This window comes from Methylobacterium sp. NEAU K (genome assembly GCF_030700285.1).
Lineage (GTDB): Bacteria > Pseudomonadota > Alphaproteobacteria > Rhizobiales > Beijerinckiaceae > Methylobacterium.
On sequence record NZ_JAUYZJ010000006.1, the window covers coordinates 94922 to 119834 of the forward strand.

The window sequence follows — 24913 nt, forward strand, 5'->3', positions numbered from 1 at the left end:
CCACCATGGATTTGAACCGCAACCATGCCGAAGAGGGCAGGGCAGTGCGCATCGCCGTGAAGGATCTGAACTTCTACTACGGCAGCTTCCACGGGCTGAAGAACGTCAACATCAACTTCCACGATCGGCAGGTCACGGCGCTGATCGGCCCGTCCGGTTGCGGCAAGTCGACCCTCCTGCGCTGCTTCAACCGGATCTACAGCCTGTATCCGGAACAGCGCGCGGAGGGGGAGATCCTCCTCGACGGCGAGAACATTCTCGATCCGTCCGTCGACCTGAACGAGTTACGCTCGCGCATCGGCATGGTCTTTCAGAAGCCGACGCCGTTTCCGATGTCGATCTACGACAACGTCGCCTTCGGGCTTCGCCTCTACGAGAAGCTGCCGAAAGCCGAACTGGATATGCGCGTGGAGGAATCCCTGCGCAAAGCCGCCCTCTGGGACGAAGTGAAGGACAAGTTGCGCCAGTCCGGCACCGGGCTCTCGGGCGGGCAGCAGCAGCGCCTGTGCATCGCCCGGACCGTGGCCCAGCGCCCTGAGGTGATCCTGTTCGACGAACCGACCTCGGCCCTGGACCCGATCTCCACCGGTCGCATCGAGGAGCTGATCGAGCAGCTGCGCGACGAGTTCACCATCGTGATCGTCACCCACAACATGCAGCAGGCAGCGCGCATCTCGCAATTCACCGGGTTCATGTACCTCGGCCAACTGGTCGAGTTCGGGCCGACGAATCGGATGTTCATGAATCCGACCGAACAGCGTACGCAGGACTACATCACCGGCCGGTTCGGCTAGACTGCGAGGACGATCGGAGACCGAGGAACACATTTCGGTCTTCTCGACCGCGGCGGCGGGGCGGCGGGTTTCCGCAGACCCCGCGGATCACGGTCCGCGAGACCCTATCGAAGGATCGACCATGCCCGGCCATATCGTCTCCTCCTACGATACCGACCTCGATAACTTACGCCGCTCGATCTCAGAGATGGGTGGCGTGGCCGAGAAGATGGCGGCTGAGGCGACCGATGCCCTGGTGCGTCGGGACGACGGCCTCGCCCAGGCGGTGATCCTCGCCGATAAGCGCCTCGATGCGCTTCAACGCGACATCGAGGAGCGCGCCGTCCTGCTCATCGCCCGGCGCCAGCCGCTGGCGATCGACCTGCGCGAGACGATCTCGGCGATCCGCGTCTCCGGTGACCTGGAGCGGATCGGGGACCTCGCCAAGAACGTCGCCAAGCGCGTCGTAGCGATCTCCGATCAGGCGCCCGCCCAGAAGATCGTGCTCGGCGTGCGCCACATGAGCGACCTCGCGGAGGCCCAGCTCAAGGACGTCCTCGACGCCTATGCCAGCCGCGACGTCGAGGCTGCCCATGACGTGTGGGAGCGGGACGGCGAGATCGACGCGCTGTACAACTCGCTCTTCCGCGAGCTCCTCACCTACATGATGGAGGATCCGCGCAACATCTCGTTCTGCACGCATCTCCTGTTCTGCGCCAAGAACGTCGAGCGGATCGGCGATCACACCACCAACATCGCCGAGACGATCCACTACCTCGCCACCGGCGAGACGCTCGCGGGCGACCGACCGAAGAACGATGCATCGAACTACGCGACGGTCGGCGTTACACCGGCCCCGTGAGTCGCGGGTCTCGAGAGCAGGAGGATCCGGTTTTCCGGGCCCTTCATGCGATCGTAAAGAGATCGGGTCGGTTGCTGTTTCCGTGTGCGGGCCGCGGACTCAAGGCGTCCGGCGCAGCGCGCCTCCCGCTCCATAAGGCGGCGCAAGGGATTTTGAGGGTGCGGGTTTTGGCATCGCGGCGCCTCCCGCGCCATAAGCTCGTCCGCCCTCTTCGTGGGAGGGGCGGTCGAGCCTGCCGGTCCAAGGGCGCCGCTTACCGAACGGGTCATCGAACGTGAGCATGCAGGTCCTGATCGTCGAGGATGAGGAGGCGCTGACCACGCTGCTGCGCTACAACCTGGAGGCCGAAGGCTTTCTGGTGGACTCGGCCGCGCGCGGCGACGACGCGGAACTGCTCCTGGCCGAGCGGACCCCCGATCTGGTCCTGCTCGACTGGATGCTGCCGGGCCTCTCCGGGATCGAGCTGTGCCGCCGCATCCGCGCCCGGCGCGAGACCGAGCGGCTGCCCGTGATCATGCTCACCGCCCGCGGCGAGGAGGGGGACCGGGTTCGCGGCCTAGGCACGGGAGCGGACGACTACATCGTCAAGCCGTTCTCGGTCCCGGAGCTGCTCGCGCGGGTGCGGGCGCTGCTGCGCCGCGCCAAACCCGCCCACGTTTCCGACCGGCTGGCGGCCGGCGATATCGAGCTCGATCGCACCGGACATCGCGTCCGCCGCGCCGGCGAGGAACTGCATCTCGGGCCGACCGAGTTCCGGCTACTCGAGTTTCTCATGCTCGCGCCGGGCCGGGTCTTCTCCCGCGAGCAGCTCCTCGACGGTGTCTGGGGCCACGACGTCTACATCGACGAACGCACCGTGGACGTTCATGTCGGGCGCCTGCGCAAGGCCCTGAACGGTCCGCGGCAACCTGACCCGATCCGCACGGTGCGCGGCTCCGGCTACGCCTTCGAAGAAACGTTTTCGCTCGACGCGTAACCCGATTCAGGGCTCGATCAGCGCGAGAGCGCCGCGCTCTTGCCCGCGGAGGCCGGGAGCACCTCCAGGGCCGCCAGGACCGTCCCCTCGGTGAGGATCTGCGGAAGCACCTGGGGGACCCCGGTTCCGGCAAAGAGCAGGTACAGCGGCACGCCGCTTCGCCCGTGCTTCTCCAGCAGGCGCGTGATCTCCGGGTTCTGGTTGGTCCAATCGCCCTTCAGGTAGGTCACGCCGCGGTTCGCCATCGCGGCCCGCACCGCTTTCGTCGAGAGCGAGGTCGTTTCGTTGACCGCGCAGGTGATGCACCAGGCCGCCGTGAGGTTCACGAAGACCGGCCGGCGCTCATTCACCAGGGCGTCGAGGCGTGCCTGCGTGAATGGCTCGACGCCGTCGGCGGCCGCCTGCGCGGCGGGTCTGGCCCGGTTGTGATCGAGGGTCAGCGCGACCGCGGCGACCGCGACGAGCGTCAGCACCGCGAGACCTTGCGCGACCCGCCCGGCCCTCGGCCCGGCCCCGCGCCCGTGCTCCCAGGCCCATGCAGAGAAACCCACCAGCACGAGGCCGATCAGCGCCGCCAAGAGCCCGCCCGCATCGACCTGCTGCGCCAGAACCCAGACCAGCCACGCCACCGTGGCGTAGACCGGGAACGCCAAGACCTGCTTCAAGGTGTCCATCCAGGCGCCCGGCCGGGGCAGCGCCCGCAGGGCCGGAGGCCAGAGGGTCAGAGCCAGGAAGGGGAGGGCGAGTCCGAGCCCGAGGCTGGCGAATACGGCCAGCGCCACGCCGGCGCTCTGTGTCAGCGCGAAGCCAACCGCCGCCCCCATGAACGGAGCCGTGCAGGGGGTCGCCACCAGAGTGGCGAGCACACCCGTGAAGAACGAGCCGTTCAAGCCTGATCGCCGCGCGAGTCCGTCGCCGAAACCGGTGATCCGCCCGCCGAGATGGAACGTGCCGGACAGGCTCAGGCCCATCGCGAGCAGCAGATAGGCGAGCGCGGCCACCACGGGCGGCGACTGCAACTGGAAGCCCCAGCCGATCGCCGCTCCACCGCCTTTGAGGGCGATCAGCAGGGCGGCGAGGCCGAGGAAGCTCGCAAGCACGCCGGCCGTGTAGGCGAGACCGTGCAGGCGGACACGGGCGGCGCTCTCGCCCGCGTGCCGCACCAGACCGAGCACCTTGATCGACAGGACCGGGAAGACACAGGGCATCAGGTTGAGGATCAGGCCGCCGAGGAAGGCCAGACCCGCCGCTGTCGCCAGCGTCAGCGCATCGAAGGCCGTCGCGACCGGCGGGGCCGCGGCGGCCTCGCCCGAGGCCGTCGGCGCCGGCAGCACCGGCTCGTCGCCATACGCGAAGGCAAGGCGGCTGGTGCCGGAATCGGTCGCCTCCTCGACGATCAGCACGCCCGGCAGGGCAGTCGGCGCCGCCTCGGCCGGATTGCTCCGCGCCAGGGTGAGGTGCAGGCCGGATTCGTCGACCGTCATCACCTGCGTGGCGGCGTTGTCGATCGCGGTCTCGGAGTAGGGGAAGAACGCGGCGCCCCTGACGGTCTCGGGCTTGAGGCCCGGCGCGGAGATATCGAGCCGCAGGGTGTCGCCGAGGCTCGACAGGCGCAGGGGCCAGATCGCCGGGACGGGGAGGACCGCCCGGGCACGGTCGAACAGCGCGGCATTGGCCGGGTCGGGCCGGGGCTCGCCCACCGGCAGGGTCAGGGCGAGATCGGCCGAGCCGGGCACGCACTCGGTTTCGCAGACGAGATAGGTCAGCTTCGCCCGGATCCGAACCGGGTCGGCCGGGTCGAGGCTCGGCGGGGGCGTAACGGGCACGAGCAGCGTGACCTCACCCTCGTAGCCGTAGTTCATCAGCGTCGCGATCGGGATGCGCTTGGGCGCCGGCCACCGGATCGCACCCGCGTTGAAGCCTGCCGGCAGCGTCCAGGTCACCTCCGGCGGGAGGCCGGAATCACCCGGATTGCGCCAGTAGACGTGCCAGCCGGGCTTCACCTGCATCCGTACAGCCAGGGTGAAGGGCTGCGCGCCCGCCACCGCGGCGGGCTCGGCTAAGAGGCTCGACCGCACGAGGTCGGGCGGGGTTCGAAACCCCTGCTGAAGCCCTTGCGCCGACGCAGCCGACAGGCTCGCGGCGAGCGCCATGACCAGGAAGGCGAGGCGGCGGATCATGCTGTCCCTTCGCGCGCAGGGCGGTCGCGGTTACATCGCGGTGTCTTCGGGCCCGGCGCGGGCTTTTCCGTGACGTGCGATCGTAGCACGGTCGACGCCTCGGATCGCGGTCGGGCGATCAGGCCGGTAGCGGCGCCGTGGCGCATTCCAGCCAGAGGCGTGCCCCGGAATCCAGGGCGGGCGCCAGGGTCTCGCGCACCCGCGCATGATAGGCGTCGATCCAATCCCGCTCCCCCGGGTCGAGCAAGTCGGGATCGATCAGCCTGCGATCGTAGGGGGCGAGCGTCAGGGTCTCGAAGCCGAACATCGGTCGCTCGCCGCCCGGAATCTCGCGCGGTTCGACCAGGACCAGATTCTCGATCCGGATGCCGTAGGCGCCGGGCGCATAGTAGCCCGGCTCGTTCGACAGGATCATGCCGGGCTCCAGAGGCACGGTGCCGGTCTTGGCGATCCGTTGCGGCCCCTCATGCACCGACAGGAAGGCGCCGACGCCGTGGCCTGTGCCATGATCGAAGTCGAGCCCCGCCTGCCAGAGCGGCGCCCGGGCGAAGGAATCGATCTGAGCGCCGGTGGTGCCTTTCGGGAAGACCGCCCGGGCAATGGCGACATGCCCCTTGAGAACCCGGGTGAAGCGGTCGCGCATCGCCGCGCTCGGTTCGCCGATCGCGACCGTGCGAGTGATGTCGGTGGTACCGTCCGGGTATTGTGCGCCGGAATCGATCAGGAACAGCTCGCCGGGACGCACCGTCCGGTCGCTCGCACGGGTGACGCGGTAGTGGACGATCGCTCCGTTCGGGCCTGATCCCGAGATGGTCGGGAACGACACGTCGCGCAGATCCCCGCCGGCGGCGCGGAAATCCTCCAGGGCCTCGACGGCGGCGATCTCGGTCAGCCTATCGGCGGCGGCCGCGCCGTCGAGCCACGCGAGGAAGCGCACGACGCTCCCGCCGTCGCGGATATGGGCGGCACGCGCGCCGGCGATCTCGGCGGCGTTCTTGACCGCTTTCATCCCGGTGATCGGGTCCTTGCCGATATCGGCGGTCCCGCCAGCGGCCTCGATCTTCTCCTTGAGGGCGACGGCGCCCGTGGCCGCGTCCAGCCGGACGCGCACGCCGCTTAGGGAGCCGAGCCCGTCGTCGAGGTCGGCACGCGACAGGATCTCGGCGACCGGAGCCAGGGCCGACCGCAGCGCCGGATCGACGTTGGGAGAGACCAGGAACAGCCGCGCACGCCCCTCCCGCGGCAGGATCGCATAGCCGAGCGCCAGGGGTGTATGGCCGGTATCGGCCCCGCGCAGGTTGAAGACCCACGCCAGGTTGTGCGGATCCGAGATCACCAGAGCGTCGCAGCCGCCATCGGCCAAAGCCACCCGAACCCGGGCGATCTTGTCGGCGACCGGCTCGCCCGCCAGCGCCACGGGATGGACCACGACCGGGCCGGCGGGCGGCTTCGGGCGCCCGGCCCAGACAGCGTCGACGAGGTTCGGGACGGCCCGCACCGAGCCGCCGGCCTTGGCTGCAGCGCGCTCCAGGCGCACGAGACCGTCCGGCGTGTGCAGCCAGGGGTCGTAGCCGAGCACTTGGTCGCGCTTGAGATTGGTGCCGATCCAGGCCTCGGGCGTGGATTCGGCCAGCGGCACCACCGTGACGACTCCGGTGTCGACCTGCTCGGGTGCCTGCAGCGTGTAGCGCCCGTCGACGACCAGCGCCGCCGAATCGGCGAGGATCACCGCGGTCCCGGCCGAGCCAGTGAAGCCGGTGAGCCAGGCAAGCCGCTCCGCGTCAGCGGGCACGTACTCCGACTGGTGCTCGTCGGCCCGGGGAACGACAAACCCGTCGATGGCAGTCTCGCGCAATCCCGCACGCAACGCCTCGATCCGCTCGGCCCCCTTGCGGTGACTCGGATCGTCGAAGGTCTGAAACCGGTGGCGGGGCCGGGACGGACGTGGCTCTGTCATGGAGAGAGCCTATCGCCGGGCGGTCCAACGTCGCAACTGCCCGGGATGGTATGGACGAGCGCCGACCTTGAGCTACAAGATCGCGGGCAATCTTATCACGTCACTTCCTTGTCCTATATCTCAGGTTATGCCGCGCCGCGTCTTCTTCAGGATCAGCGACAGATCCGATGGCCTCTTCGACGCCATCACAACGATCGAGCCGGACACGGTGATCCGGCGCGACGGCTTCGCTTCGCTTGCCGAGGCCGAGGAATGGGTGGAGGGTCTCCGGATCCTCATGGCGGCTCTGGGCGCCCCGGTCGCGCAGGCGGACGGAGCGGGGACGGCCGACACGACACGGCGGAGCGAGGATGTTCCGGGGGAATCGTCTGAGCCCGGGCGGCTGCGCACGGCCCGTTGAGAAAGCGTCAGCCCGTCACTGCGCATGTCCGTGTGATCGCGGCGGATCGCGTGGACCCGGTGCCGGAAGGCTTCAGGCCACAAAAGCGGGAGACACCGTAGGGCTCGCCCGAGAAGGCCTCCTCGGGTCGGTGCCCCCCCTCAGGTGTCGTGCCCGGGTTGGCCCGGTCGGTGGGTCGCAGGGAGGCCGTCATAGCCTTCGAGCCACGCAACGCGGGCGGCCGAATTCACCGGGTACGGGCAGGCATCCTTTGGCCGGCCTAGAGCGCGCGCGCGAGCCCCCTCGGCAATCGGATCCGGCGGCGGATCGTGAAGCGGAACCTGGCTCATGCCCGGAAAATGCGCGGGCCGGACTCCGGTTCAGTGCCGCGGCCGCTGCGCCGCGCCGCCTCGCTTCAGGACGAGTGCGACCCACCCTTCGATCAAACCGTGGCGCACGAGGTGGAAGCCCCGGTGGCGGTAGGCCGAGAGCACACCCGGCACGTCGCGCTCGATCAGGCCCGAGAGGACCAGCACGCCCCCCGGCGCGACAACCCCGGTCAGGGTCGGTGCGAGCCGGCGCAGGGGCCGGGCCAGGATGTTGGCGAAGACGAGGTCGAAGTGCCGCGGCCGGTCCGCGAGCCGGTGGCGCACCCCCGGCCCCTCGTAGAGCTTGAGATAGGGCCCCAGGCCATTGAGCCGCGCGTTCTCGCGGGCAGTGCGCACCGCCTCGCCGTCGAGGTCGCCGGCCACCACCGGACGCCGCAACGCCTTGGCCGCCGCAAATGCGAGGATTCCGGTCCCAGTGCCGACATCGAGGACATGTACCGGGCGCCGCCGCTTCAATTCGGACACCAGCGCCCGCAGACAACCGAGGGTGGTGCCATGATGCCCGGTGCCGAAGGCCAGCGCCGCCTCGATCTCGATGGGGAGATCGTTGGCACGCACCGCGCCCCGGTCGTGGGAGCCGTGCACAAGGAAGCGGCCGGCGCGAACCGGCTTCAAGCCTTCCAGAGAGGCGCGGACCCAGTCCTGCTGCTCGATGGTGCGGAACTCCGCGACGTCGGCCTCGTCACCGATCACCGGGCGGATGAGCGCCCGGATGTAGTCCTCGTCCGGCGCGTCGGCGAAGTAGGCTTCCAGCCGCCACGTGCGGCCGTCCAGGTCCTCGAACGCCGCCACCGCGGTCTCGGTGGGGTCGAACATCTCGCCCAGTAGGTCGGTCATCGCCCGGGCCGACCGTTCGTCGGTCGAGAGGCGTAGGACGTGAGTCGGGCGGTGGGGCGGCAGACCTTCTAGCATGATGCCGGGCTGTAGCGCCCGGGCGCGCCGCATCACAGGGGCCAGCGTGAAAAAAACCGCGACCCGTGCGGCGAATCGGGCCGCACGGGTCGCGCTCGTCGCGGACAACGCATGCCGCCCTCGGCCAGGAGAGCCGGTTTGTTGCTGACCAGACACATCTCACAATCCGCGTGATCAAAACTGGCTAATTCAGTTTCCGCACGCCTAATCTGCGATTACAACAGTTTCGGCCTCCTCAAGGCCAGACCCTCAACTCAGGCGCGCCGCTCTTCGTGATCCGGCGCGCCCGTTTTGACAGATGACAGCGCCGTCATGAACTCGCCACTCCTCGTCAGCGTCGCCGTCGCGCTCGTAACAACGGGCATGGCGTCGGTCTGGGCAGCCCTGGTCGCAACCGGCATGAGGCCTGTTGCGGATACCGAGCCGGCCGAGCGGCGCGACATCCGGACTTGGTGACGCGAGCCATCCGGATCGCCTGATGCCGGAGCATTTCCGATTCGCGACGAGAGCCGCACAGGATTGCGGCAGAGTGTCTGCGCGTTAACCACCGAATCCACGGATTGCCCACGGAACCGGCTGCGGAGGTCGGCGTTTTTGCGGGCTTTCATCGAGAGGCCTGATTGAGCAAGGTGCGTGCAGCGTGACCAAGTCCAGGCGTTCCGCCCCGCGTGGGCCCATCGTCGTCAGCGACGTTCCCGACGTTTCTCGGCCCCGCGAACGGACGTTCGGTGGTCCGGCGCCCGACGGCCCGCTCCCTGGCCACCTTCTCGTCTTGTTGAGCCGGCTTCACCGTGCGGAAGCCGCGCCGAAGGAGCCACGTGAGACGACGCAGCCGTGAGCGTGACGGGCGCCCCGTGACGCGCGGACCTTGGCCTGCCTGATCGCCGGTCCTATGATCTGCGTCGTACCCGGCCGGATATAACGGGTCGCGACAGGGAATACCCGAACCGATGCGACTCACCCGACGGATCTGGACCGTGCTCGCGCTCGCGGCATCGGTTTGCGTGCCCGCGGCCCGACCGGCCCGGGCGGCCGACTCGGTCCTCGTGTTCGCTGCGGCGAGCCTGAGGAATGCCCTCGACGACGCTTCCGCGGCCTGGAAGAAGGAGACGGGCAAGACCGCACGGATCTCCTACGCGGGCTCGAACGCCTTGGCCAAGCAGATCGAGGCCGGGGCACCGGCCGACCTGTTCATCGCGGCGGATGAGGCCTGGATGGACTATGCCGACCGGGCCGGAACCCTGAAGCCGGGCACGCGCGTCGATCTGCTACGCAACACGCTGGTGCTGATCGCGCCGGGGCCTACGAACCCCGCATCCGAGCCGCAGGTTGCCCTGGCGCCCGACCTCGGCACGACGCTCACCCATATGCTCGGGGACGGCAAGCTAGCGATGGCCACGATCGATGCCGTCCCGGCGGGGAAATACGGTAAAGCCGCCCTGGAGAAGCTCGGCGCTTGGAAAGCCGTCGAGGGACAGGTGGCCCAGGCGGAGAACGTGCGCGCCGTCCTGCTGCTGGTCGCCCGCGGCGAAGCGTCCCTCGGCATCGTCTATGCCACCGACGCCGCCGCCGATCCGCGCGTGCACGTGCTCGCGACCTTCCCGTCCGACAGCCACCCGCCGATCATCTACCCGGCGGCCTTGCTGAAGGATTCGCGCAATCCGGATGCCGCGTCCCTGCTGGCGTACCTGAGCGGCCCGGGGGCTCGGGGCTTCTTCGAGCGCCAGGGTTTCCGGGTGATCGAGAAGCCCGGCGCCAGCCAGTAGCCTGCGCCATTGCCCGGCCTGACGCCAGACGACTGGAATGCCGTCGCCCTGAGCCTCCGGGTGGCGAGCGTGGCGACGCTGGCGAGCCTTGTGCCCGGGCTGGCCGTCGCGTGGCTGCTCGCGCGGCGCCGATTCCCCGGCCGCGCGCTGCTCGACGGGCTGGTCCATCTGCCGCTGATCCTGCCCCCCGTGGTGACCGGCTACCTGCTGCTGCTTGCGCTCGGCCGGCGCGGCTTCCTGGGCGCTCCGCTCGCCGAGATAGGCATCGTCTTCGCCTTCCGCTGGACCGGGGCGGCGCTCGCCTGCGCGGTGATGGGGTTCCCCCTCATGGTGCGGGCAATGCGATTGTCGATCGCGGCGGTCGACCCGCGGCTGGAGCAGGCCGCCGGCACCCTCGGTGCGAATCCGCTTGCCGTATTCCTCACCGTTACGCTCCCCTTGAGCCTGCCCGGATGCATCGCGGGCGCCGTGCTGGCCTTCGCCAAGGCGATGGGCGAGTTCGGCGCGACGATCACCTTCGTGTCGAACATCCCGGGCGAGACCCAGACCTTGCCGTCGGCGATCTACACGCTGACCCAGGTGCCCGGTGGGGAAGGACCGGCCATGCGCCTGACCCTGATCTCCATCGCCGTGTCGGTGACGGCTCTGCTGGTCTCGGAATTCCTGGCCTCCCGGGCCGCGCGACGGCTGGGGGCAGGCTGAATGGCGGCACGCCGGAGGCTCGGTGCGCGCGCGCCGCATTCAGGCATAGGCGTAGGGTCCGCCCCGCTCCAGCGCCCTTCGATAGGCGGGGCGCGCGTGGATGCGCGCGAGCCACGCGGTGGCGTGCGGCCCGGCGCCCGTGCCGCGCGCCGCGAAGGCTTCCAGCGGGAAACTCATGATGATGTCGGCGGCCGTGAAGTCCGCGCCGCAGACATAGGGCCGGTCTGCGAGTTCCCCCTCCCAGAACTTCGCAGGCCGCCGCAGGTCCGGATCGACGAAACGCTCCAGCACGGTGTCGGCGACCCGGCGGACCAGGGGATGCAGGAGCCACGGGCTCCCCGGCGCGAGGCGGGAGAAGATCAGCTTGAGCAGCAGCGGCGTCATGGCCGAGCCCTCCGCGCAGTGCAGCCAGTAGGTGTAACGCGCGCGCTCGACCGTCCCTGGGGCGGGAACCAGGGTGCTGCCCGCGCGCTCGGTGAGATAGGTGACGATCGCGCCGGTCTCGGCGACCACGGTCCCGGCCTCCGTGATCACGGGCGACTTGCCCAGCGGGTAGATGGCGACGAGCTCCGGGGGCGCCCGCATGGTCCGCTTGTCGCGCTCGTAGCGCTTCACCGTGAAGGGCGATCCGAGTTCTTCGAGGAGCCAGAGCACGCGTTGCGAGCGGCTGTTCCCGAGGTGATGGACCGTGATCATCGCGAGCATTCCCGGGCGGGCGGCACACGGAGCCGCGGCCCGTCTTACCGGAGGCGCGCGGCGTGAGCATTCAGGTCGACGTGCACCTTCGCCGCGGCGCCTTTGCCCTGGAGGCTGCATTTCAGGCCGGACCGGGGCTCACCGCCCTGTTCGGCCGCTCGGGCTCGGGAAAGACGACGCTGATCGACCTGATCGCGGGCCTCGCCCGCCCGGACCGGGGCCGGATCGTCGCCGACGGCGCCACACTCGTCGACACGGCGGCCGGCGTTTTCCTGCCGCCCCACCGGCGCCGGGTCGGGGTGGTGTTCCAGGATGCCCGGCTGTTCCCGCATCTCAGCGTTCGGTCCAATCTCGGCTTCGGCCGCGTCTTCGCGCGGCAGCCCCGGGACCCGGCGGCGTTCCCCGCGGTGATCGAGATGCTCGGCATCGGCCACCTCCTCGACCGGCGGCCCGAGGGCCTGTCCGGCGGCGAGCGCCAGCGGGTGGCGATCGGGCGCGCCCTGCTCGCCAGGCCGCGCCTGCTTCTGATGGACGAGCCGCTGGCGGCCCTGGACGAGGCCCGCAAGGCCGAGATCCTCCCCTACATCGAGCGCCTGCGCGACGAGGCCGGCGTGCCGATCGTCTATGTCAGCCACGCGGTCTCGGAGGTCGCGCGGCTTGCCACCACCGTCACCGTGCTGGAGGCCGGGCGCGTGGCCGCCTCCGGCCCCGCGGAGGCGATCCTGCGCCGGGCGGACCTCGTGCCGATCCACGAGGCCGAAGCCGGCGCTCTCCTCGACATGGTGGTGGAGGGGTCGGACCCGGAAACCGGGCTCACGCGCCTCGCGGGCCTTGCCGGGCGGCTCCTGGTGCCGGGCCTGACACGCACACCCGGGACGCGGCTGCGCGTGCGGGTCCTCCCCGCCCGCGACGTGCTGGTGGCGACGGAGCGCCCCAGAGGGCTCAGCGCGCGCAATGTGCTGTCGGGCGAGGTCGCCGCGCTGACGGTCTCTGGGTCGGAGGTATCGGTTGAGATCAACTGCAACGGTGCGATCCTCGCCGCCCGCATCACGGCGGCGGCGGTCCGCGAACTCGGTCTGGCGCCGGGATCCCCCGTCCACGCGGTGATCAAGAGCGCGGCCTTCGACCCCGCGGGCATCGGCCTGTTACGGCGACCGGTCGAGATCTGACGCCGCCGACAGGCGCGCGAAGGCGTGCCGGGCCGCCGGACTCAGCCGATCTGCGTGACCAGCGTGAAGGCGCCGAAGATCAGCACGGCGCTAACCGCAGCAGCGAGCAGGATGAGAGCGGCACGCGATTCCCGCAGTTCCGGCGACATGGGGCTCCCCGATCACGGCGCTCGCTCCGAACACCGGCATTGCACAAGGCGTCGAGGACGAGAGTTGCACCGATCCGGCCGTCTGTCGACGGTGCCCAAGCCGAGGAGGATACAATGCAAGGCCGCCCCCGATCGGTCCAAGCCAGCGCACCGACGAGCGGCGATTTGACAGGATAGGGCGGAAAGCCCATGTCTTTGTACCGATCGGTACAAACCCACCCTGGAACGCGCCCATGTCCGACCGCCCGCCGCTTCCTCCCTTCACCGGGGAGACCGCCGCCCAGAAGGCTCGCATGGCCGAGGATGCCTGGAACGGGCGCGATCCGGAGCGTGTGTCGCTGGCCTACACGCCCGACAGCGTCTGGCGGAACCGCAGCGAATTCCTCGTAGGACGCGAGGCCATCGTGGCCTTCCTCCAGCGCAAGTGGGCGCACGAGCTCGACTATCGGCTGATCAAGGAGGTCTGGACCTACGGGGGCGATCGCATCGCGGTGCGCTTCGCCTACGAATGGCACGATGCGGCGGGGCAGTGGTTTCGCTCCTTCGGCAACGAGAACTGGGCGTTCGACGCCCAGGGGCTGATGCGGCGCCGGATCGCCAGCATCAACGACCTCGCGATCGCCGCGGCTGACCGAAAATTCCATTGGCCGCTGGGACGGCGCCCGGACGATCATCCCGGCCTGAGCGACCTCGATCTCTAGCCGCGTTGCCGAGTGCGATGGATCGGGCGGCGGTGCTGCCGGCGCTGGCGGAGGTCTTCCGCGAGCACGGCTATGAGGGTGCCAGCCTGTCGTTGATCAGCAAGGCGACGGGCCTGGGCAAGGGCAGCCTGTATCACGTCTTTCCAGGCGGGAAGGCCGAAATGGCTGCCTGTGTGCTCGATGAGATCGACAGCTGGTTTGAGACGAACGTGTACGCGCCGCTTCGGGAGGGGGAGCCGCCCGGACGGGCCGTCTCGGACATGTTCGAGGCCGTCGCGGGCTATTTCCGGTCCGGACGTCGGGTATGCCTGGTCGGGGTCCTCGCGCTCGGGACCGGGCGCGATCACTTCGCCGAGGCAGTGCGGAGCTACTTCGCGCGCTGGGTCGCAGCCCTCGCCGAGGCCCTGCGGCGATCGGGACACGGCGACATGGCGAGCGCAGCGCTGGCGGAGGAGACGGTCGCCCAGATCCAGGGGGCGATCGTCCTGGCGCGGGCTCTCGACGAGCCCGAGGTCTTCGCCCGTGCCCTAGCCACGCTGCGGGCGCGGATCGCGGCCGCAACGGGCTGAGGCACCCCCTTCAGGCGGCGGTGCGACGCTCGACCATGCGCGCCAGGAAGGCGCTCCCGATCGGGATGATCGAGTCGTCGAAGTTGTAGCCGGCATTGTGCAGGCCCGGGCCGGGGCCGGCACCGAGCCAGACATAGGCACCCGGCACCGCCAGGGCCATGTCGGCAAAATCCTCGCTGCCCATCTTCGGAACGGCGTTCGGCTCGACATTCTCGGCGCCGAGCAGCTCGGTCGCCACCTCGGTGGCGGCTGCAGCCTGCTCGGGGGCGTTCTCCAAGACGGAGAAGACGTCCTGCAGGTCGACCGTGACCTCGGCGCCGTAGGCGGTGGCGAACCCGGCCGCGAGCTCGCGCATGCGGGTGCCGGCGAGAGCGCGGATGTCCTTGTCGAAGGTGCGGATCGTCCCGGCCAAGTGCGCCGTCTCGGGGATGACGTTGTAGGCGGATCCGGCCTCGATCCGGGTGATCGACAGCACGATCGACTTCAGCGGGTCGGCGTTGCGCGAGACGATCGACTGGAGCGCCTGGGCGAGGCCGGTAGCGATCACGATCGGGTCTGTGCCCCGGTGAGGCTGGGCTGCGTGGATGCCCTTGCCGCGGATATGGATGTCGAAGAAGTCGGCCGCCGCCATGATCGGGCCGGGACGCAGCTTGATCCGCCCGTGGCCGCCGCCCGGCTGGTTATGCAAGCCGTAGATCTCGTCGCAGGGGAATTTTTCGAACAGCCCGTCCTTCAGCATTGCCCGCGCTCCGCCGCGACCCTCCTCGGCCGGCTGGAATACGAACACCGCAGTGCCGTCGAAGTCGCGGGTCTCCGCGAGGTAGCGCGCGGCGCCGATCAGCATCGTGGTGTGCCCATCGTGGCCGCAGGCGTGCATCTTGCCGGCATGAGTCGAGCGGTAGGGGAGGTTGGTCTCCTCCTCGATCGGCAGGGCGTCCATGTCGGCGCGCAGGCCGATGCGCCGGCCGTTGTCGGTCCGGCCCTTCAGGATACCGACGACACCGGTGCCGCCGATGCCGCGATGCACCTCACAGCCGAACTTTTCCAGCAGGTCGGCGACGATCCCCGCGGTCCGCACCTCCTCGAAGCCGAGTTCCGGATGGGCGTGCAGATCGCGGCGCAACGCCGTCAGTTCGTCGGCATAGGTGTTGATGTGGTCGATCGGACTCATGTCTTCTGGCTCTCGGAGGATTGTCGCTTGGCATGCGCCGCCCCGTCACAGGCGCCGCTCTCGTCCGTACGCCGAAACGGCGTCAGCGTGTCGAGGACGTCCACCGCCTCGGCGACGTGGGCGCGCTCCCGCTGCAAGTAGTCGGCCACCGCGCGGCGGAGGGCCGGGTCGGCGATGTCGTGGGCCGAGTGCATCAGCACCGGCCTGTAGCCGCGGGCGAGTTTGTGCTCCCCCTGCGCCCCGGCCTCGACGCGCTTCAGACCCCGCGCGATCGCGAAGTCGATCGCCTGATAGTAGCAGACCTCGAAGTGCAGGAACGGATGGTCCTCGATGCAGCCCCAGTTGCGTCCGTAGAGCGCCGCGTCGCCGATCAGGTTGATCGCTCCGGCGATGTAGTCGCCCGCCCGCCGCGCCATGATGAGCAGCACGCGGTCTGCCATACGCTCGGTCAACAGCGAGAAGAACCGGCGGTTGAGGTAGGGGCGCCCCCATTTGCGGGCCCCCGTGTCCGTATAGAAGGCGTAGAACGCGTCCCAATGGGCCTCTGTGATGTCCGAGCCGGTCAGGTGCTCGACGGTGATTCCGGGCGCGAGCGCATCGCGCCGCTCCTTGCGGATGTTTTTTCGTTTCCGTGACGCTAGGGCGCCCAGGAAATCATCGAAGCTCCCGTAACCGTCGTTCTCCCAGTGGAACTGCTGGTCGGTGCGCTGCAGGAAGCCTGCCGCGCCGGCCCGATCCCACTCGGCCTCGCGCATGAAGGTGACGTGAATCGAGGAGGCCTTGGTCTCGGCCCGGAGCGCCTGCAGGCCGGCGACGAGGCCGGCGGTGGCCTCGTCCGGGTCGGCCCCTGGCGCGATCAGGAAGCGCGGGCCTGTGACGGGGGTGAACGGCACGCTCACCTGAAGCTTCGGATAGTAGGACCCGCCGACCCGCTCGTAGGCGTCGGCCCAGCCGTGATCGAACACGTACTCGCCCTGACTGTGGGATTTCAGATAGCAGGGCGCGACGCCGAGCAGCGTGCCCTCGCGCTCCACCGCCACGTGGAGGGGCAGCCAGCCGGTCTTGCGCGAGACGCAGCCCGACTCCTCCAGCGCCGACAGGAAGGCGTGTGAGACGAAGGGGTTGTGGGTCTCGTCGCCGGCCGCCAGGGTCTCGGGCGAGAACGCGCACGCATCCCAGGCTGCTGCGCCAATCTCCTTCAATCCGGGAAGCGCCCGCACGGTCAGTGCGGCGGCCTCCGGCGGCGGCCCGGGTGCTTGCTTCATGGGTACCAATCTAGCCGGGGCGGGTAGAGGGGCAAGCGGGCGGATGCGCGCGGCTGCCGTGTCGGAGGGCTCGCGGAAGTGCATCATCCGGTCTGCGGGGTGCGTTGGGCAGGAAGGATAGAGGCGTCCTTGGTCACGGAGCAGATCTCGGGATCCATAGGTCCGCTGACCGGCGGCCACACGATTCTGCCGAAGACATCCTGTGCAAGACGGGCAATCTCGACACACTGGACACGAACGCCTCCGGCACACTGTTCGGCTCGACGGCGCACGGCTCATATGGGCCGCGGGTGAGCTGATCTGCGGATCGCACCGGACGGACGCGCCCTGCCTGATCGTCTCGATCGAAGCCGATCCGAAAGTGCGGGAGGATTTCGTCCAGAGCCGTGCATCGCGCGCCGCGACGCCGTACGCCCCCTCGTGGGACCGCCGCGAAGTCGCTCGCGCTGGACGAACTGCGGGCGCTTCCTTGAGGCCGACCCGACCGACGCAGGTCAGGTGATCCTCCCCGCACTCGACGTATCCCTTCGGGACCTCGATCCGCTCATCCGTGAGTCTCTTGAGGCATCCGACATACGCGATCCGGTAGGCGGATTCCCGTGCGGGCCCTTCGATCCGAGCGCGCAGGTCCAGCCCCCGAACGGCGGCCCTGTCGTGCGCTCGGCGCGCAAAGTGTCCTTAGCCTTCGGACAGTTCGGCTTCATCAGCCGGGAAAGACGGCATTCGACCGCACCTCGGTCGCTCGATACCCTGCTCCCGGACAGGCGTCGAGGCATCCCCTCGGGCTTCGCCTCTGAACGGGTCCCGATGCCGGGACCTTAGATTCTGGGGCCCCCTTCAAAAGGCAAAACGGGTGCAGATTCGCGGGCATTGCGGGATTGCCTCAACGCGCGGAGATCAACCGGCTGCGGCGGAAGGAATGCCGCAGCCATCAGCCTCATTCAGCTCCAGACGGTCCAGCTCTCCAAAAGCATCGGAATACCGCCCATCACCGCCACAGAGGACTAGGACCAGCGCCCGTCAGCTGGCCAGCCGCGCATTCTGACGCTTGGCCACTTCGAACGCCTGTAGATCGAGCGCGAGATCGACGATCTGCTTGCTTTTCAGACGGGATGGCTCGAGCGGTCCACCGAAGCCATGCTGCAGATAGATCTCCTGCACTTCTGGCGTGCGCATCGCGCCGCCCATGGTCCAGTTCGGGAACAGCCGCGCCTCGACATCGCTGACGTTGATGATAGCTGCGGCCGTGTGGCGTGGATCACGCGCGATACGGTTATAGGTCCCGGTCACCATAGCGCGTTCGCCTTCGAGGATCTGGACGAACCAGGTCTTGTCGAAGATCAGGAAACCGGTGATCCCGTCACGGCTGTTATTACGCTGAGAGGCGGAGAGGATCTCGCGCATATTCGTTAGCATGGCCCGGCCGTCACCGGGGACCGTATTGCGGCTGTAATAGACAAGCTGGTGGATCATCAAATCGCGCCGTACCTTGAGCGGGAAGGGTTGGAACGACGACTGCCAGTCACGCTGCTGCGAAGAGCGGTACCACCAAGCGTCGAAGCGCACTGTGCACCGCGAACCGATAAGGCTTCTTGAATTTATTCGCACAGTGCGGCTGGTATCGACCGCGACGAGAAGGAATCAGTTAAGATTTGATGATTCAGGGCGGGTTGGAAAAAAGGATTTCCCTGCCCGGCGTGGAACTCGTCGGGCTGTTTGCAGAGCCGCCCTCGGTCCAACAGCGCCGGGCGCACGGCATCCCAAAAGCGCTCACGGGATGAAGCCCTCGAACACCATCTGGTCGGCGTACGCGCCAGCGCGGGTGCGCTGATCTTCGTTGCGGACGGTCCAAGCCATCACAGGGATGTTGCCGAGGAGCCGGCACAGGTAGGTCGGCGCGCAGGGCAGGTCCTCGACCCGCCAGGACAGGAAGTCTGGCCGGGTGTCGGCGAAGTGCAGCAGGTTGGACAGCGCCCGCCGGGTCGCCCAGGGCATGCCGGCATAAGCTGGGTCGTCCTGGGTAGTCTCGGCCACGATCCCGCGGGGCATCGCCTTCGGGCATAGGTCGCGCAGAGCCGCAACCACCTGCGGATCGAAGGATTTCAGCGCCACGGGGCCGTCATAGGCGGCGGCGATCTCGACCGTGCGGGTCGTCAGCCGCAGGTCGCCGTCGTAGCGGGACTTCACCTCGATCACCACGGGCACCGCCCCGGCCACCGCCTCCAGGAAAGCCGGCAGGGTCGGGATCGTCTCCGATGTGCCGGCGATGGCGAGGGTGCCGAGCTCGGCCGCGGACTTTGCCGCGACAGACTCGTGCGCCCCGGTCAGCCGACCCAGGGCGGTATCGTGGAACACCATCGCCTCGCCGTCGGCGCTCGCCTGCACGTCGCACTCGATGGCGAAGCCGCCGGCCACCGCGGCCAGTGCGGCCGCCAGCGTGTTTTCCGGCCGGCCCGCCGCCCGGTCGTGAAGCCCGCGATGGGCGATCGGCCGCGCGGTGAGCCAGTCGGGGGCGGCCACCGCTAGCGGACCTCGAAAATCGCTTCGACCTCGACCGCCGCGTCGAGAGGCAGCTCCGCGACGCCGACGGTCGAGCGGGCGTGGCGGCCCCGGTCGCCCAGCAACTCGACCATGAGATCGGACGCGCCGTTCATCACCCCGGCCACCGCGGAGAAGCCCGGCGCGGCATTGATGAAGCCGCCGAGACGCACGCACTGGACGACTGCGCGGTCGAGGTCGCCGACCGCGGCCTCGAGCTGCGCGAGGACGTTCAGGGCGGAGAGCTGGGCGGCCGCCTTGCCGGACTCCGCCGAAACGCTGCCGCCGACCTTGCCCTTGTGCTCGGATGCGATGGTGCCGTCCGCCCCGAAGCAGATCTGGCCGGAGATGACCACGAGGTTGCCGGCGCGCACGAACGGCACGTAGTTCGCCACCGGCGCCGCGGCCTTCGGCAGGGCGAGACCCAGCGCTTCCAGGCGTTCCTTGACCGTGCTCATGGGGGTCTCCCTCGCTGCCTCAAATCCGCCAGAGCTGGAGCATGGCCGCCCCCCGCCGCGCAAGGGGGGATCGGGCGTCAGCAGCGGGTAGAAGTCGGGGCCGCCGGGGCCTCGTGCAGACCGGCCGCGCGCGCGGCACGGACCCTGCAACGTTGACAGGGGCCGGCCGTTTCATAGTAATCGCGCGCGTGCCGCCCATGACGAGGCGGCACTTTCATTTGGAGCCGGCTAACGCTTGCTCCGGGACCCTACTGAGAGACGGAGACGGGACCCGTGACGTCAGCCCTTCTGCCGACCTACGTCCGCGCGCCGCTCGCCTTCGAGCGCGGCGAGGGCGCCTGGCTCGTGACGGAGGCTGGGGAGCGATACCTCGACTTCGGTTCCGGCATCGCGGTCAACGGCCTCGGCCACGCCCATCCTCACCTCGTCGGCGCGCTGACCGAGCAGGCGGCCCGACTCTGGCACACTTCGAATCTGTTCGAGATTCCTGGCGGCGAGCGCTTCGGGCAGCGCCTCGTGGACGCGACCTTCGCGGACGTGGCATTCTTCTGCAACTCGGGGGCAGAGGCCAACGAGGCGGCGATCAAGATCGCCCGGAAGTACCACGCGGCCGGCGGCCACCCGGAGCGGTACCGGATCATATCCTTCGCGGGCGCCTTCCATGGGCGCACCCTGGCGACGCTCGCGGCCGGAGGCCAGCAGAAGTACATCGAGGGCTTCGGCCCCAAGGTCGAGGGCTTCGATCAGGTCCCGGCCGGGGATTTCGCCGCGCTCGAGGCCATGATCGGGCCGGAGACGGCCGCGCTGATGATCGAGCCGATCCAGGGTGAGGGGGGCGTGCGCGTGATTCCGCATGCGGACCTGCGCCGGCTGCGCGAGATCTGCGACGCGAACGGCCTGATGCTGATCATGGACGAGGTCCAGACCGGGGTCGGGCGGACCGGCAAGCTGTTCGCCCACGAATGGTCCGGGATCACCCCGGACATCATGAGCGTGGCCAAGGGTATCGGTAGCGGCTTCCCGCTGGGCGTCTGCCTCGCGACCCGCGAGGCGGCGCGGGGTATGACGGCGGGCAGCCACGGCACGACCTTCGGCGGCAACCCGCTCGCCATGGCGGTGGGCAACGCGGTGCTGGACGTGGTGCTGGAAGACGGCTTCCTCGACCGGGTCGCCCGTTCCGGGTTGCTGCTCAAGCAGAAGCTCGCAGCTCTGCGTGACCGGCACCCGCACATCGTCGAAGAGATACGCGGCGAGGGTCTCATGATCGGTCTCAAGCTCGGTGTGCCGAACACCGATTTCGCCGCGGCCGCCCGGGCGGCGCACCTGCTGGTGATTCCGGCCGGCGACAACGTCGTCCGCCTTCTGCCGCCCCTGATCATCGGCGAGGCCGAGATCGACGAAGCGGTCCGGCGGCTGGACGAGGCCGCCTCCAGCTTCGAAGCCCTGCGCGGGGCCGCCGAGTAGGCAGGTCCCGCACTTTTCGAATCACCGTCCGCCGCCGCGACCCGGCGATTGGCGGTGCGAAGCGTTTTCGGGCGCGGCGGATCCTGCCGCGCATGACGAGAATGCCCCTCACCAGGAGATAGAGTGTCGTTCATGATCAGGTGATCGTGGAGCAGGCTCTAGCGAACGTGACGCGATGAAAGCCCAGATTGACGGCCGGGCGGGCGCCCCGGCCCCGCACCGGAACGGTGCCGGCCCCCGCCACTTCCTCGACCTCAAGGATTTTTCCGGGGCGGAGCTGCGCGGCGTCCTCGACGCGAGCGCCGCCATGAAGGCGCGCCGCAGCAAGGGGCAGCGGGACACCGAGCGCCCGCTGGAGGGCAAAACCCTCGCGATGGTGTTCGACCGGCCCTCGACGCGCACCCGCGTCTCGTTCGACGTGGCGATGCGTGAGCTCGGCGGAGAGACCCTGATGCTGACCGGCTCCGAGATGCAGCTCGGCCGGGGCGAGACCATCGGCGACACGGCCAAAGTGCTGTCGCGCTTCGTCGACGCGATCATGATCCGCATCCTCGACCATGGTCAGATGCTGGAGCTGGCCGAGCACGCCACCGTGCCGGTGATCAACGCGCTGACCAAAGTCTCGCATCCCTGCCAGATCATGGCCGACGTGCTGACCTTCGAGGAGCATCGCGGGCCGATCCAGGGCCGCACCGTTGCGTGGTCCGGCGATTCCAACAATGTGCTGGCAAGCTGGGTCCACGCGGCCGCACGCTTCGACTTCACCCTCAACATCGCGAGCCCGCCGGAACTCGCGCCACCGCCCGGCCTGATGGCCTGGGCGAAGCAGGAGGGTGCGAAGGTCCGCGTCACCACCGACGCTTTCGCGGCGGTGGCGGGTGCCGATGCCGTGGTGACGGATTGCTGGGTGTCGATGGGCGACGACGACGAGGGCCACCGGCACAACCTGCTGAGCCCGTACCAGGTCAACGCCAAGCTGATGGCGGCCGCGAACCCGGACGCGATCTTCATGCACTGCCTGCCTGCCCATCGCGGCGAGGAAGTAACGGCCGAGGTCATGGACGGGCCCAATTCGGTGGTGTTCGACGAGGCCGAGAACCGCCTGCACGCGCAGAAGGGGATCCTGGCCTGGTGCCTGGACGACGGCTCACGCTGAGCCCCGGGCTCGCGCTCGCGCTCGCGGGAGTGGCGCCCCATATGGCCTTGAGCGGGCGGCTCACGCGGCCCGCTTCCCCATCACGGCTGCCGGATGGCAGTCTCCCCGCGACGGATGTGGCGCATGGCGCTCCCTCTCCTGTGCGGGCGCGGGCGGGGTGAGGGATCAGATCTATCCGGACAGGTCACATTCCTCACGCCATCCCTCTCCGCACGCGAGAGGAATCCGTGCCCGGCCTCGCCGGAGCGGCCGCCGCGGGGGCAGGACGTATCGATCGGAGAGGGCATGACCTCAGGAACAGAGTCGCAAACCCAGCCGCAGCACCAGCATGGCGGGAACGGCCATGCCGGCGAGGACGACGCCGTGCTGCCCTTTGCCGTCGAGGCGCTCGACGTACGCGGGCGCGTGGTCCGGCTCGGCCCGTCCGTGGATACGATCCTGCGCCGGCATGGCTACCCCGATCCCGTGGCCCGGCTGCTCGGCGAGGCGGCAGCCCTGACGGTGCTGCTCGGCTCGTCGCTGAAATTCGAGGGGCGTTTCCAGCTCCAGACCAAGACCGATGGCCCGGTGGCGATGATCGTGGTCGACTTCGAGGCGCCGGACCGCCTGCGCGCCACCGCCCGGTTCGACGCCGAACGGGTCGTCGCCCTAGGCTCCGGCCCGCTGAAGGATGCCGAGCTGATCGGGTCTGGACATCTGGCCATGACCATCGACCAGGGCACCACCGCCAGCCGCTACCAGGGTGTCGTCGCCCTCGAGGGCCAGAGCCTCGAGGAGGCAGCACACCAGTATTTCCGCCAATCCGAGCAGATCCCCACGCAGGTGCGCCTCGCTGTGGCCGAGGCCGTGGAGGAGGGCGCGGGACGCTGGCGGGCGGGCGGCCTGCTCGTGCAGTTCCTGCCCCAGTCGATCGATCGGGCCCGCTTGGCCGACCTGCCGCCGGGTGACATCCCGGAAGGCCATACGCACCTCTCCGGCGAGGCAGCCGAGGACGATGCCTGGGTCGAGGCGCGCTCCCTGGTCGGGACCGTGGAGGACCACGAACTGGTCGATCCCCACGTGTCGAGCGAGCGCCTGCTCTACCGCCTGTTCCATGAGCGCGGCGTGCGGGTCTTCGACCGCCAGCCGGTGCGCGAGACCTGCCGTTGCTCGCGGGAACGCGTGATGGGGATGATCCGCTCGTTCTCGCCGCAGGAGCGGCGCGACATGGTGGCGGATGACGGCCGCATCGTCATCACCTGCGAATTCTGTTCCCGGCGCTACGACCTCGATCCGCAGGAGGTCGAGTCGGAAATCGGCGCCCAGCCGAATCAGTAGATCCAAGGCCGTTCGCTGCAAAGGATCGATCACGCCGCCACCTTATGGCCAAGCTTCCACCCTTTAACGCTCGAATATCGGTATTCGTTGCGTGAATTTTTGGCGCTTTCGGTGCGAACCATTCCGCGACCTTCGACGTTGCGTGGCAGATTCAACTTTGGAGGATTTGCCATGCGAAGGTTGTCGATTGGATTGGCCGCGCTGCTGGTCAGTACCTCGGTCTATGCGCAGCAGCAGGGCGGCGCGGAGCGTAGCCCTGCAGCTGGTGGTCGTGCCAGCCAGGGCGGGACCGAGTCGAGCATGAAGGCCGGCGGCGAACGCGGTGCCATGCAATCCGACACGCGCGCCAACGCCGGCCAAAGCGGCGCCGAGACGGGCCGGTCCGCACAGGGCCGTGAGGCCGGACGCGATGCCGGCGGCGAGGGCAGGATGGCTCAGGACCGGGGTCGTGCCGGTCAAGACCGAGGCGACCGCGATGGCGCCCGTGCAGACCGGGCTGACCGCGGTGATCGCACCGGCGCGCGCGCCGAGCGCGATGGCCGTGGCGAACATCGTGGCGACCGCGCCGGCTTCCGCGGACGTACGGATGTCAGCAGCCGCACCGATGTGCGTTCCGACCGGGTCGCGGGCGGCTTCCGCCGAGAAGGGCGCTACGTGGTCATCGGCGGTCGTCGAGTGGTGTACGGCTCGCCCGAATACCGGCGGCTGATCGTCACCGAGAACCGCGGCCCGCGCGTACGTTATGTGGTCATCCGCGGTCAGCGCGTCCTCTACGGCTCACCCGAGTACCGGCGTCTCGTCAGCATCCGCGAGCACGGCCCACGGGAGCGCTATGTGGTGATCCGCGGTCACCGCGTCCTCTACGGCTCGCCCGAGTATCGGCGCCTCGTGTCGGTACAAGAGGATCGGTTCGTGACCATCCGCGGCCACCGCGTCCGCTACGGCTCCGACGAATATCGTCGCCTCAGCGGCGGGGGCACGGTCAATGCCAGCTTCCGCACGGAAAACCGCGCGAGCGCGCGATTCGACGCCCGCGGCGGGCGTGACGGTGTCCGGAACGCATCGCGCAACGAGGGCCGGGCGATGGATCGCGGCGCCGACCGGGGCATGGATCGGACAGCCGGTCGCGACGGAAAGGGGGACGGCAAGGGCAACGGCATGCGCAACAGCGACATGCGCGGCGGCCAGCAGGACGGGATCCGGAACGTCTCTGATCGCGGCGGCCAGCAGGGCGCCACGAAGCCGGCCGGCAACGAGGGCGGTCGGATGTCCGGCGCCGAGCGCGGCGGCCAAGGTGGTGGCATGGGTGGCGGCCAGGGCGCCGGCAAGGCCGGACGCGAGCCAGGTGCCGGCCGCTGATCGGC

At 69.2% G+C, this 24913-nt stretch carries 24 protein-coding genes; 14 read left to right on the forward strand and 10 right to left on the reverse strand.

The window, feature by feature from the left end; translation table 11 throughout:
• The first annotated feature begins 5 nt into the window (after positions 1 to 5).
• The 3 genes from pstB to phoB all read left to right on the forward strand — a co-directional run bounded on the left by pstB (position 6) and on the right by phoB (position 2611).
• Positions 6 to 794: a phosphate ABC transporter ATP-binding protein PstB gene (pstB, locus tag Q8W67_RS06820; RefSeq protein ID WP_370693833.1), complete on the forward strand. Its 789-nt coding sequence runs from the start codon at positions 6 to 8 to the stop codon at positions 792 to 794.
• 121 nt (positions 795 to 915) lie between these two features.
• Complete coding sequence (gene phoU, locus Q8W67_RS06825; RefSeq protein ID WP_305542715.1) at positions 916 to 1635, forward strand: phosphate signaling complex protein PhoU; 720 nt, start codon at positions 916 to 918, stop codon at positions 1633 to 1635.
• 280 nt (positions 1636 to 1915) lie between these two features.
• The gene (phoB, locus tag Q8W67_RS06830; RefSeq protein WP_305542718.1) at positions 1916 to 2611 is read left to right on the forward strand and encodes a phosphate regulon transcriptional regulator PhoB; all 696 of its coding nucleotides are present in this window, start codon (positions 1916 to 1918) and stop codon (positions 2609 to 2611) included.
• 17 nt (positions 2612 to 2628) lie between these two features.
• Here the strand turns inward: phoB and Q8W67_RS06835 are convergent, their stop codons facing one another.
• Both Q8W67_RS06835 and Q8W67_RS06840 read right to left on the reverse strand, forming a co-directional pair.
• The gene (locus Q8W67_RS06835; RefSeq protein ID WP_305542721.1) at positions 2629 to 4791 is read right to left on the reverse strand and encodes a protein-disulfide reductase DsbD; all 2163 of its coding nucleotides are present in this window, start codon (positions 4789 to 4791) and stop codon (positions 2629 to 2631) included.
• A 118-nt stretch (positions 4792 to 4909) separates the two neighbouring features.
• On the reverse strand, positions 4910 to 6748 hold the full coding sequence (locus tag Q8W67_RS06840) for an aminopeptidase P family protein (RefSeq protein ID WP_305542723.1): 1839 nt from the start codon (positions 6746 to 6748) through the stop codon (positions 4910 to 4912).
• Between the two features lie 67 nt (positions 6749 to 6815).
• Between Q8W67_RS06840 and Q8W67_RS06845 the strand changes: the two genes are divergently transcribed.
• Positions 6816 to 7148 (forward strand): hypothetical protein, encoded by a 333-nt coding sequence (locus Q8W67_RS06845; protein ID WP_305542726.1) that lies wholly within the window; start codon positions 6816 to 6818, stop codon positions 7146 to 7148.
• Positions 7149 to 7288: 140 nt separating this feature from the next.
• On the opposite strand, the gene Q8W67_RS06850 is transcribed toward Q8W67_RS06845, so the two are convergent.
• Both Q8W67_RS06850 and Q8W67_RS06855 read right to left on the reverse strand, forming a co-directional pair.
• Complete coding sequence (locus tag Q8W67_RS06850; protein WP_305542728.1) at positions 7289 to 7477, reverse strand: Rmf/CrpP family protein; 189 nt, start codon at positions 7475 to 7477, stop codon at positions 7289 to 7291.
• Positions 7478 to 7507: 30 nt separating this feature from the next.
• Positions 7508 to 8428, reverse strand: a complete 921-nt coding sequence (locus Q8W67_RS06855; RefSeq protein WP_305542987.1) for a 50S ribosomal protein L11 methyltransferase — start codon at positions 8426 to 8428, stop codon at positions 7508 to 7510.
• 312 nt (positions 8429 to 8740) lie between these two features.
• Between Q8W67_RS06855 and Q8W67_RS06860 the strand changes: the two genes are divergently transcribed.
• The 3 genes from Q8W67_RS06860 (at position 8741) to modB (ending at position 10896) form a co-directional block, all read left to right on the forward strand.
• On the forward strand, positions 8741 to 8884 hold the full coding sequence (locus tag Q8W67_RS06860) for a hypothetical protein (protein ID WP_305542730.1): 144 nt from the start codon (positions 8741 to 8743) through the stop codon (positions 8882 to 8884).
• Positions 8885 to 9378: 494 nt separating this feature from the next.
• Complete coding sequence (modA, locus tag Q8W67_RS06865) at positions 9379 to 10194, forward strand: molybdate ABC transporter substrate-binding protein (RefSeq protein ID WP_305542732.1); 816 nt, start codon at positions 9379 to 9381, stop codon at positions 10192 to 10194.
• Positions 10195 to 10203: 9 nt separating this feature from the next.
• Entirely contained in the window at positions 10204 to 10896 is a 693-nt protein-coding gene (gene modB, locus Q8W67_RS06870; RefSeq protein ID WP_305542736.1) for a molybdate ABC transporter permease subunit, read from the forward strand.
• A 39-nt stretch (positions 10897 to 10935) separates the two neighbouring features.
• Here the strand turns inward: modB and Q8W67_RS06875 are convergent, their stop codons facing one another.
• Positions 10936 to 11592, reverse strand: coding sequence for a glutathione S-transferase (locus Q8W67_RS06875; RefSeq protein ID WP_305542739.1), 657 nt, complete (start codon positions 11590 to 11592; stop codon positions 10936 to 10938).
• 62 nt (positions 11593 to 11654) lie between these two features.
• Here Q8W67_RS06875 and modC point away from each other — a divergent pair, with 62 nt between their 5' ends.
• From modC to Q8W67_RS06890, 3 genes are all read left to right on the forward strand, one after another.
• On the forward strand, positions 11655 to 12761 hold the full coding sequence (modC, locus tag Q8W67_RS06880; RefSeq protein WP_305542742.1) for a molybdenum ABC transporter ATP-binding protein: 1107 nt from the start codon (positions 11655 to 11657) through the stop codon (positions 12759 to 12761).
• 382 nt (positions 12762 to 13143) lie between these two features.
• Positions 13144 to 13611, forward strand: a complete 468-nt coding sequence (locus Q8W67_RS06885; protein ID WP_305542745.1) for a nuclear transport factor 2 family protein — start codon at positions 13144 to 13146, stop codon at positions 13609 to 13611.
• A gap of 17 nt (positions 13612 to 13628) precedes the next feature.
• A complete protein-coding gene (locus Q8W67_RS06890) occupies positions 13629 to 14180 on the forward strand; it encodes a TetR/AcrR family transcriptional regulator (protein WP_305542747.1) in 552 nt (183 codons plus the stop codon).
• A 10-nt stretch (positions 14181 to 14190) separates the two neighbouring features.
• Here Q8W67_RS06890 and Q8W67_RS06895 read toward each other — a convergent pair whose 3' ends face one another.
• The 5 genes from Q8W67_RS06895 to Q8W67_RS06915 form a co-directional block, all read right to left on the reverse strand.
• The gene (locus Q8W67_RS06895) at positions 14191 to 15351 is read right to left on the reverse strand and encodes a M20 aminoacylase family protein (protein ID WP_305542750.1); all 1161 of its coding nucleotides are present in this window, start codon (positions 15349 to 15351) and stop codon (positions 14191 to 14193) included.
• Positions 15348 to 16616 (reverse strand): GNAT family N-acetyltransferase, encoded by a 1269-nt coding sequence (locus Q8W67_RS06900; protein WP_305542753.1) that lies wholly within the window; start codon positions 16614 to 16616, stop codon positions 15348 to 15350. Before Q8W67_RS06900 ends, Q8W67_RS06895 begins: the two co-directional genes overlap by 4 nt.
• Before the next feature lie 1020 nt (positions 16617 to 17636).
• Entirely contained in the window at positions 17637 to 18182 is a 546-nt protein-coding gene (locus Q8W67_RS06905) for a BLUF domain-containing protein (protein ID WP_305542756.1), read from the reverse strand.
• A gap of 204 nt (positions 18183 to 18386) precedes the next feature.
• Positions 18387 to 19136: a glycerophosphodiester phosphodiesterase family protein gene (locus Q8W67_RS06910; RefSeq protein ID WP_305542759.1), complete on the reverse strand. Its 750-nt coding sequence runs from the start codon at positions 19134 to 19136 to the stop codon at positions 18387 to 18389.
• A 2-nt stretch (positions 19137 to 19138) separates the two neighbouring features.
• A complete protein-coding gene (locus tag Q8W67_RS06915) occupies positions 19139 to 19612 on the reverse strand; it encodes a RidA family protein (protein ID WP_305542763.1) in 474 nt (157 codons plus the stop codon).
• Between the two features lie 273 nt (positions 19613 to 19885).
• On the opposite strand from Q8W67_RS06915, the gene Q8W67_RS06920 reads away from it, so the two are divergent.
• From Q8W67_RS06920 to Q8W67_RS06935, 4 genes are all read left to right on the forward strand, one after another.
• Positions 19886 to 21076, forward strand: a complete 1191-nt coding sequence (locus Q8W67_RS06920; RefSeq protein ID WP_305542766.1) for an aspartate aminotransferase family protein — start codon at positions 19886 to 19888, stop codon at positions 21074 to 21076.
• 175 nt (positions 21077 to 21251) lie between these two features.
• Positions 21252 to 22232, forward strand: a complete 981-nt coding sequence (gene argF, locus Q8W67_RS06925; RefSeq protein ID WP_305542769.1) for an ornithine carbamoyltransferase — start codon at positions 21252 to 21254, stop codon at positions 22230 to 22232.
• A 285-nt stretch (positions 22233 to 22517) separates the two neighbouring features.
• Positions 22518 to 23549 carry an Hsp33 family molecular chaperone gene (locus tag Q8W67_RS06930; protein WP_305542780.1) on the forward strand — a complete coding sequence of 344 codons (1032 nt, stop codon included), beginning with the start codon at positions 22518 to 22520 and terminating at the stop codon, positions 23547 to 23549.
• Positions 23550 to 23720: 171 nt separating this feature from the next.
• Positions 23721 to 24908 (forward strand): hypothetical protein, encoded by a 1188-nt coding sequence (locus Q8W67_RS06935; protein ID WP_305542783.1) that lies wholly within the window; start codon positions 23721 to 23723, stop codon positions 24906 to 24908.
• Positions 24909 to 24913 lie beyond the last annotated feature (5 nt).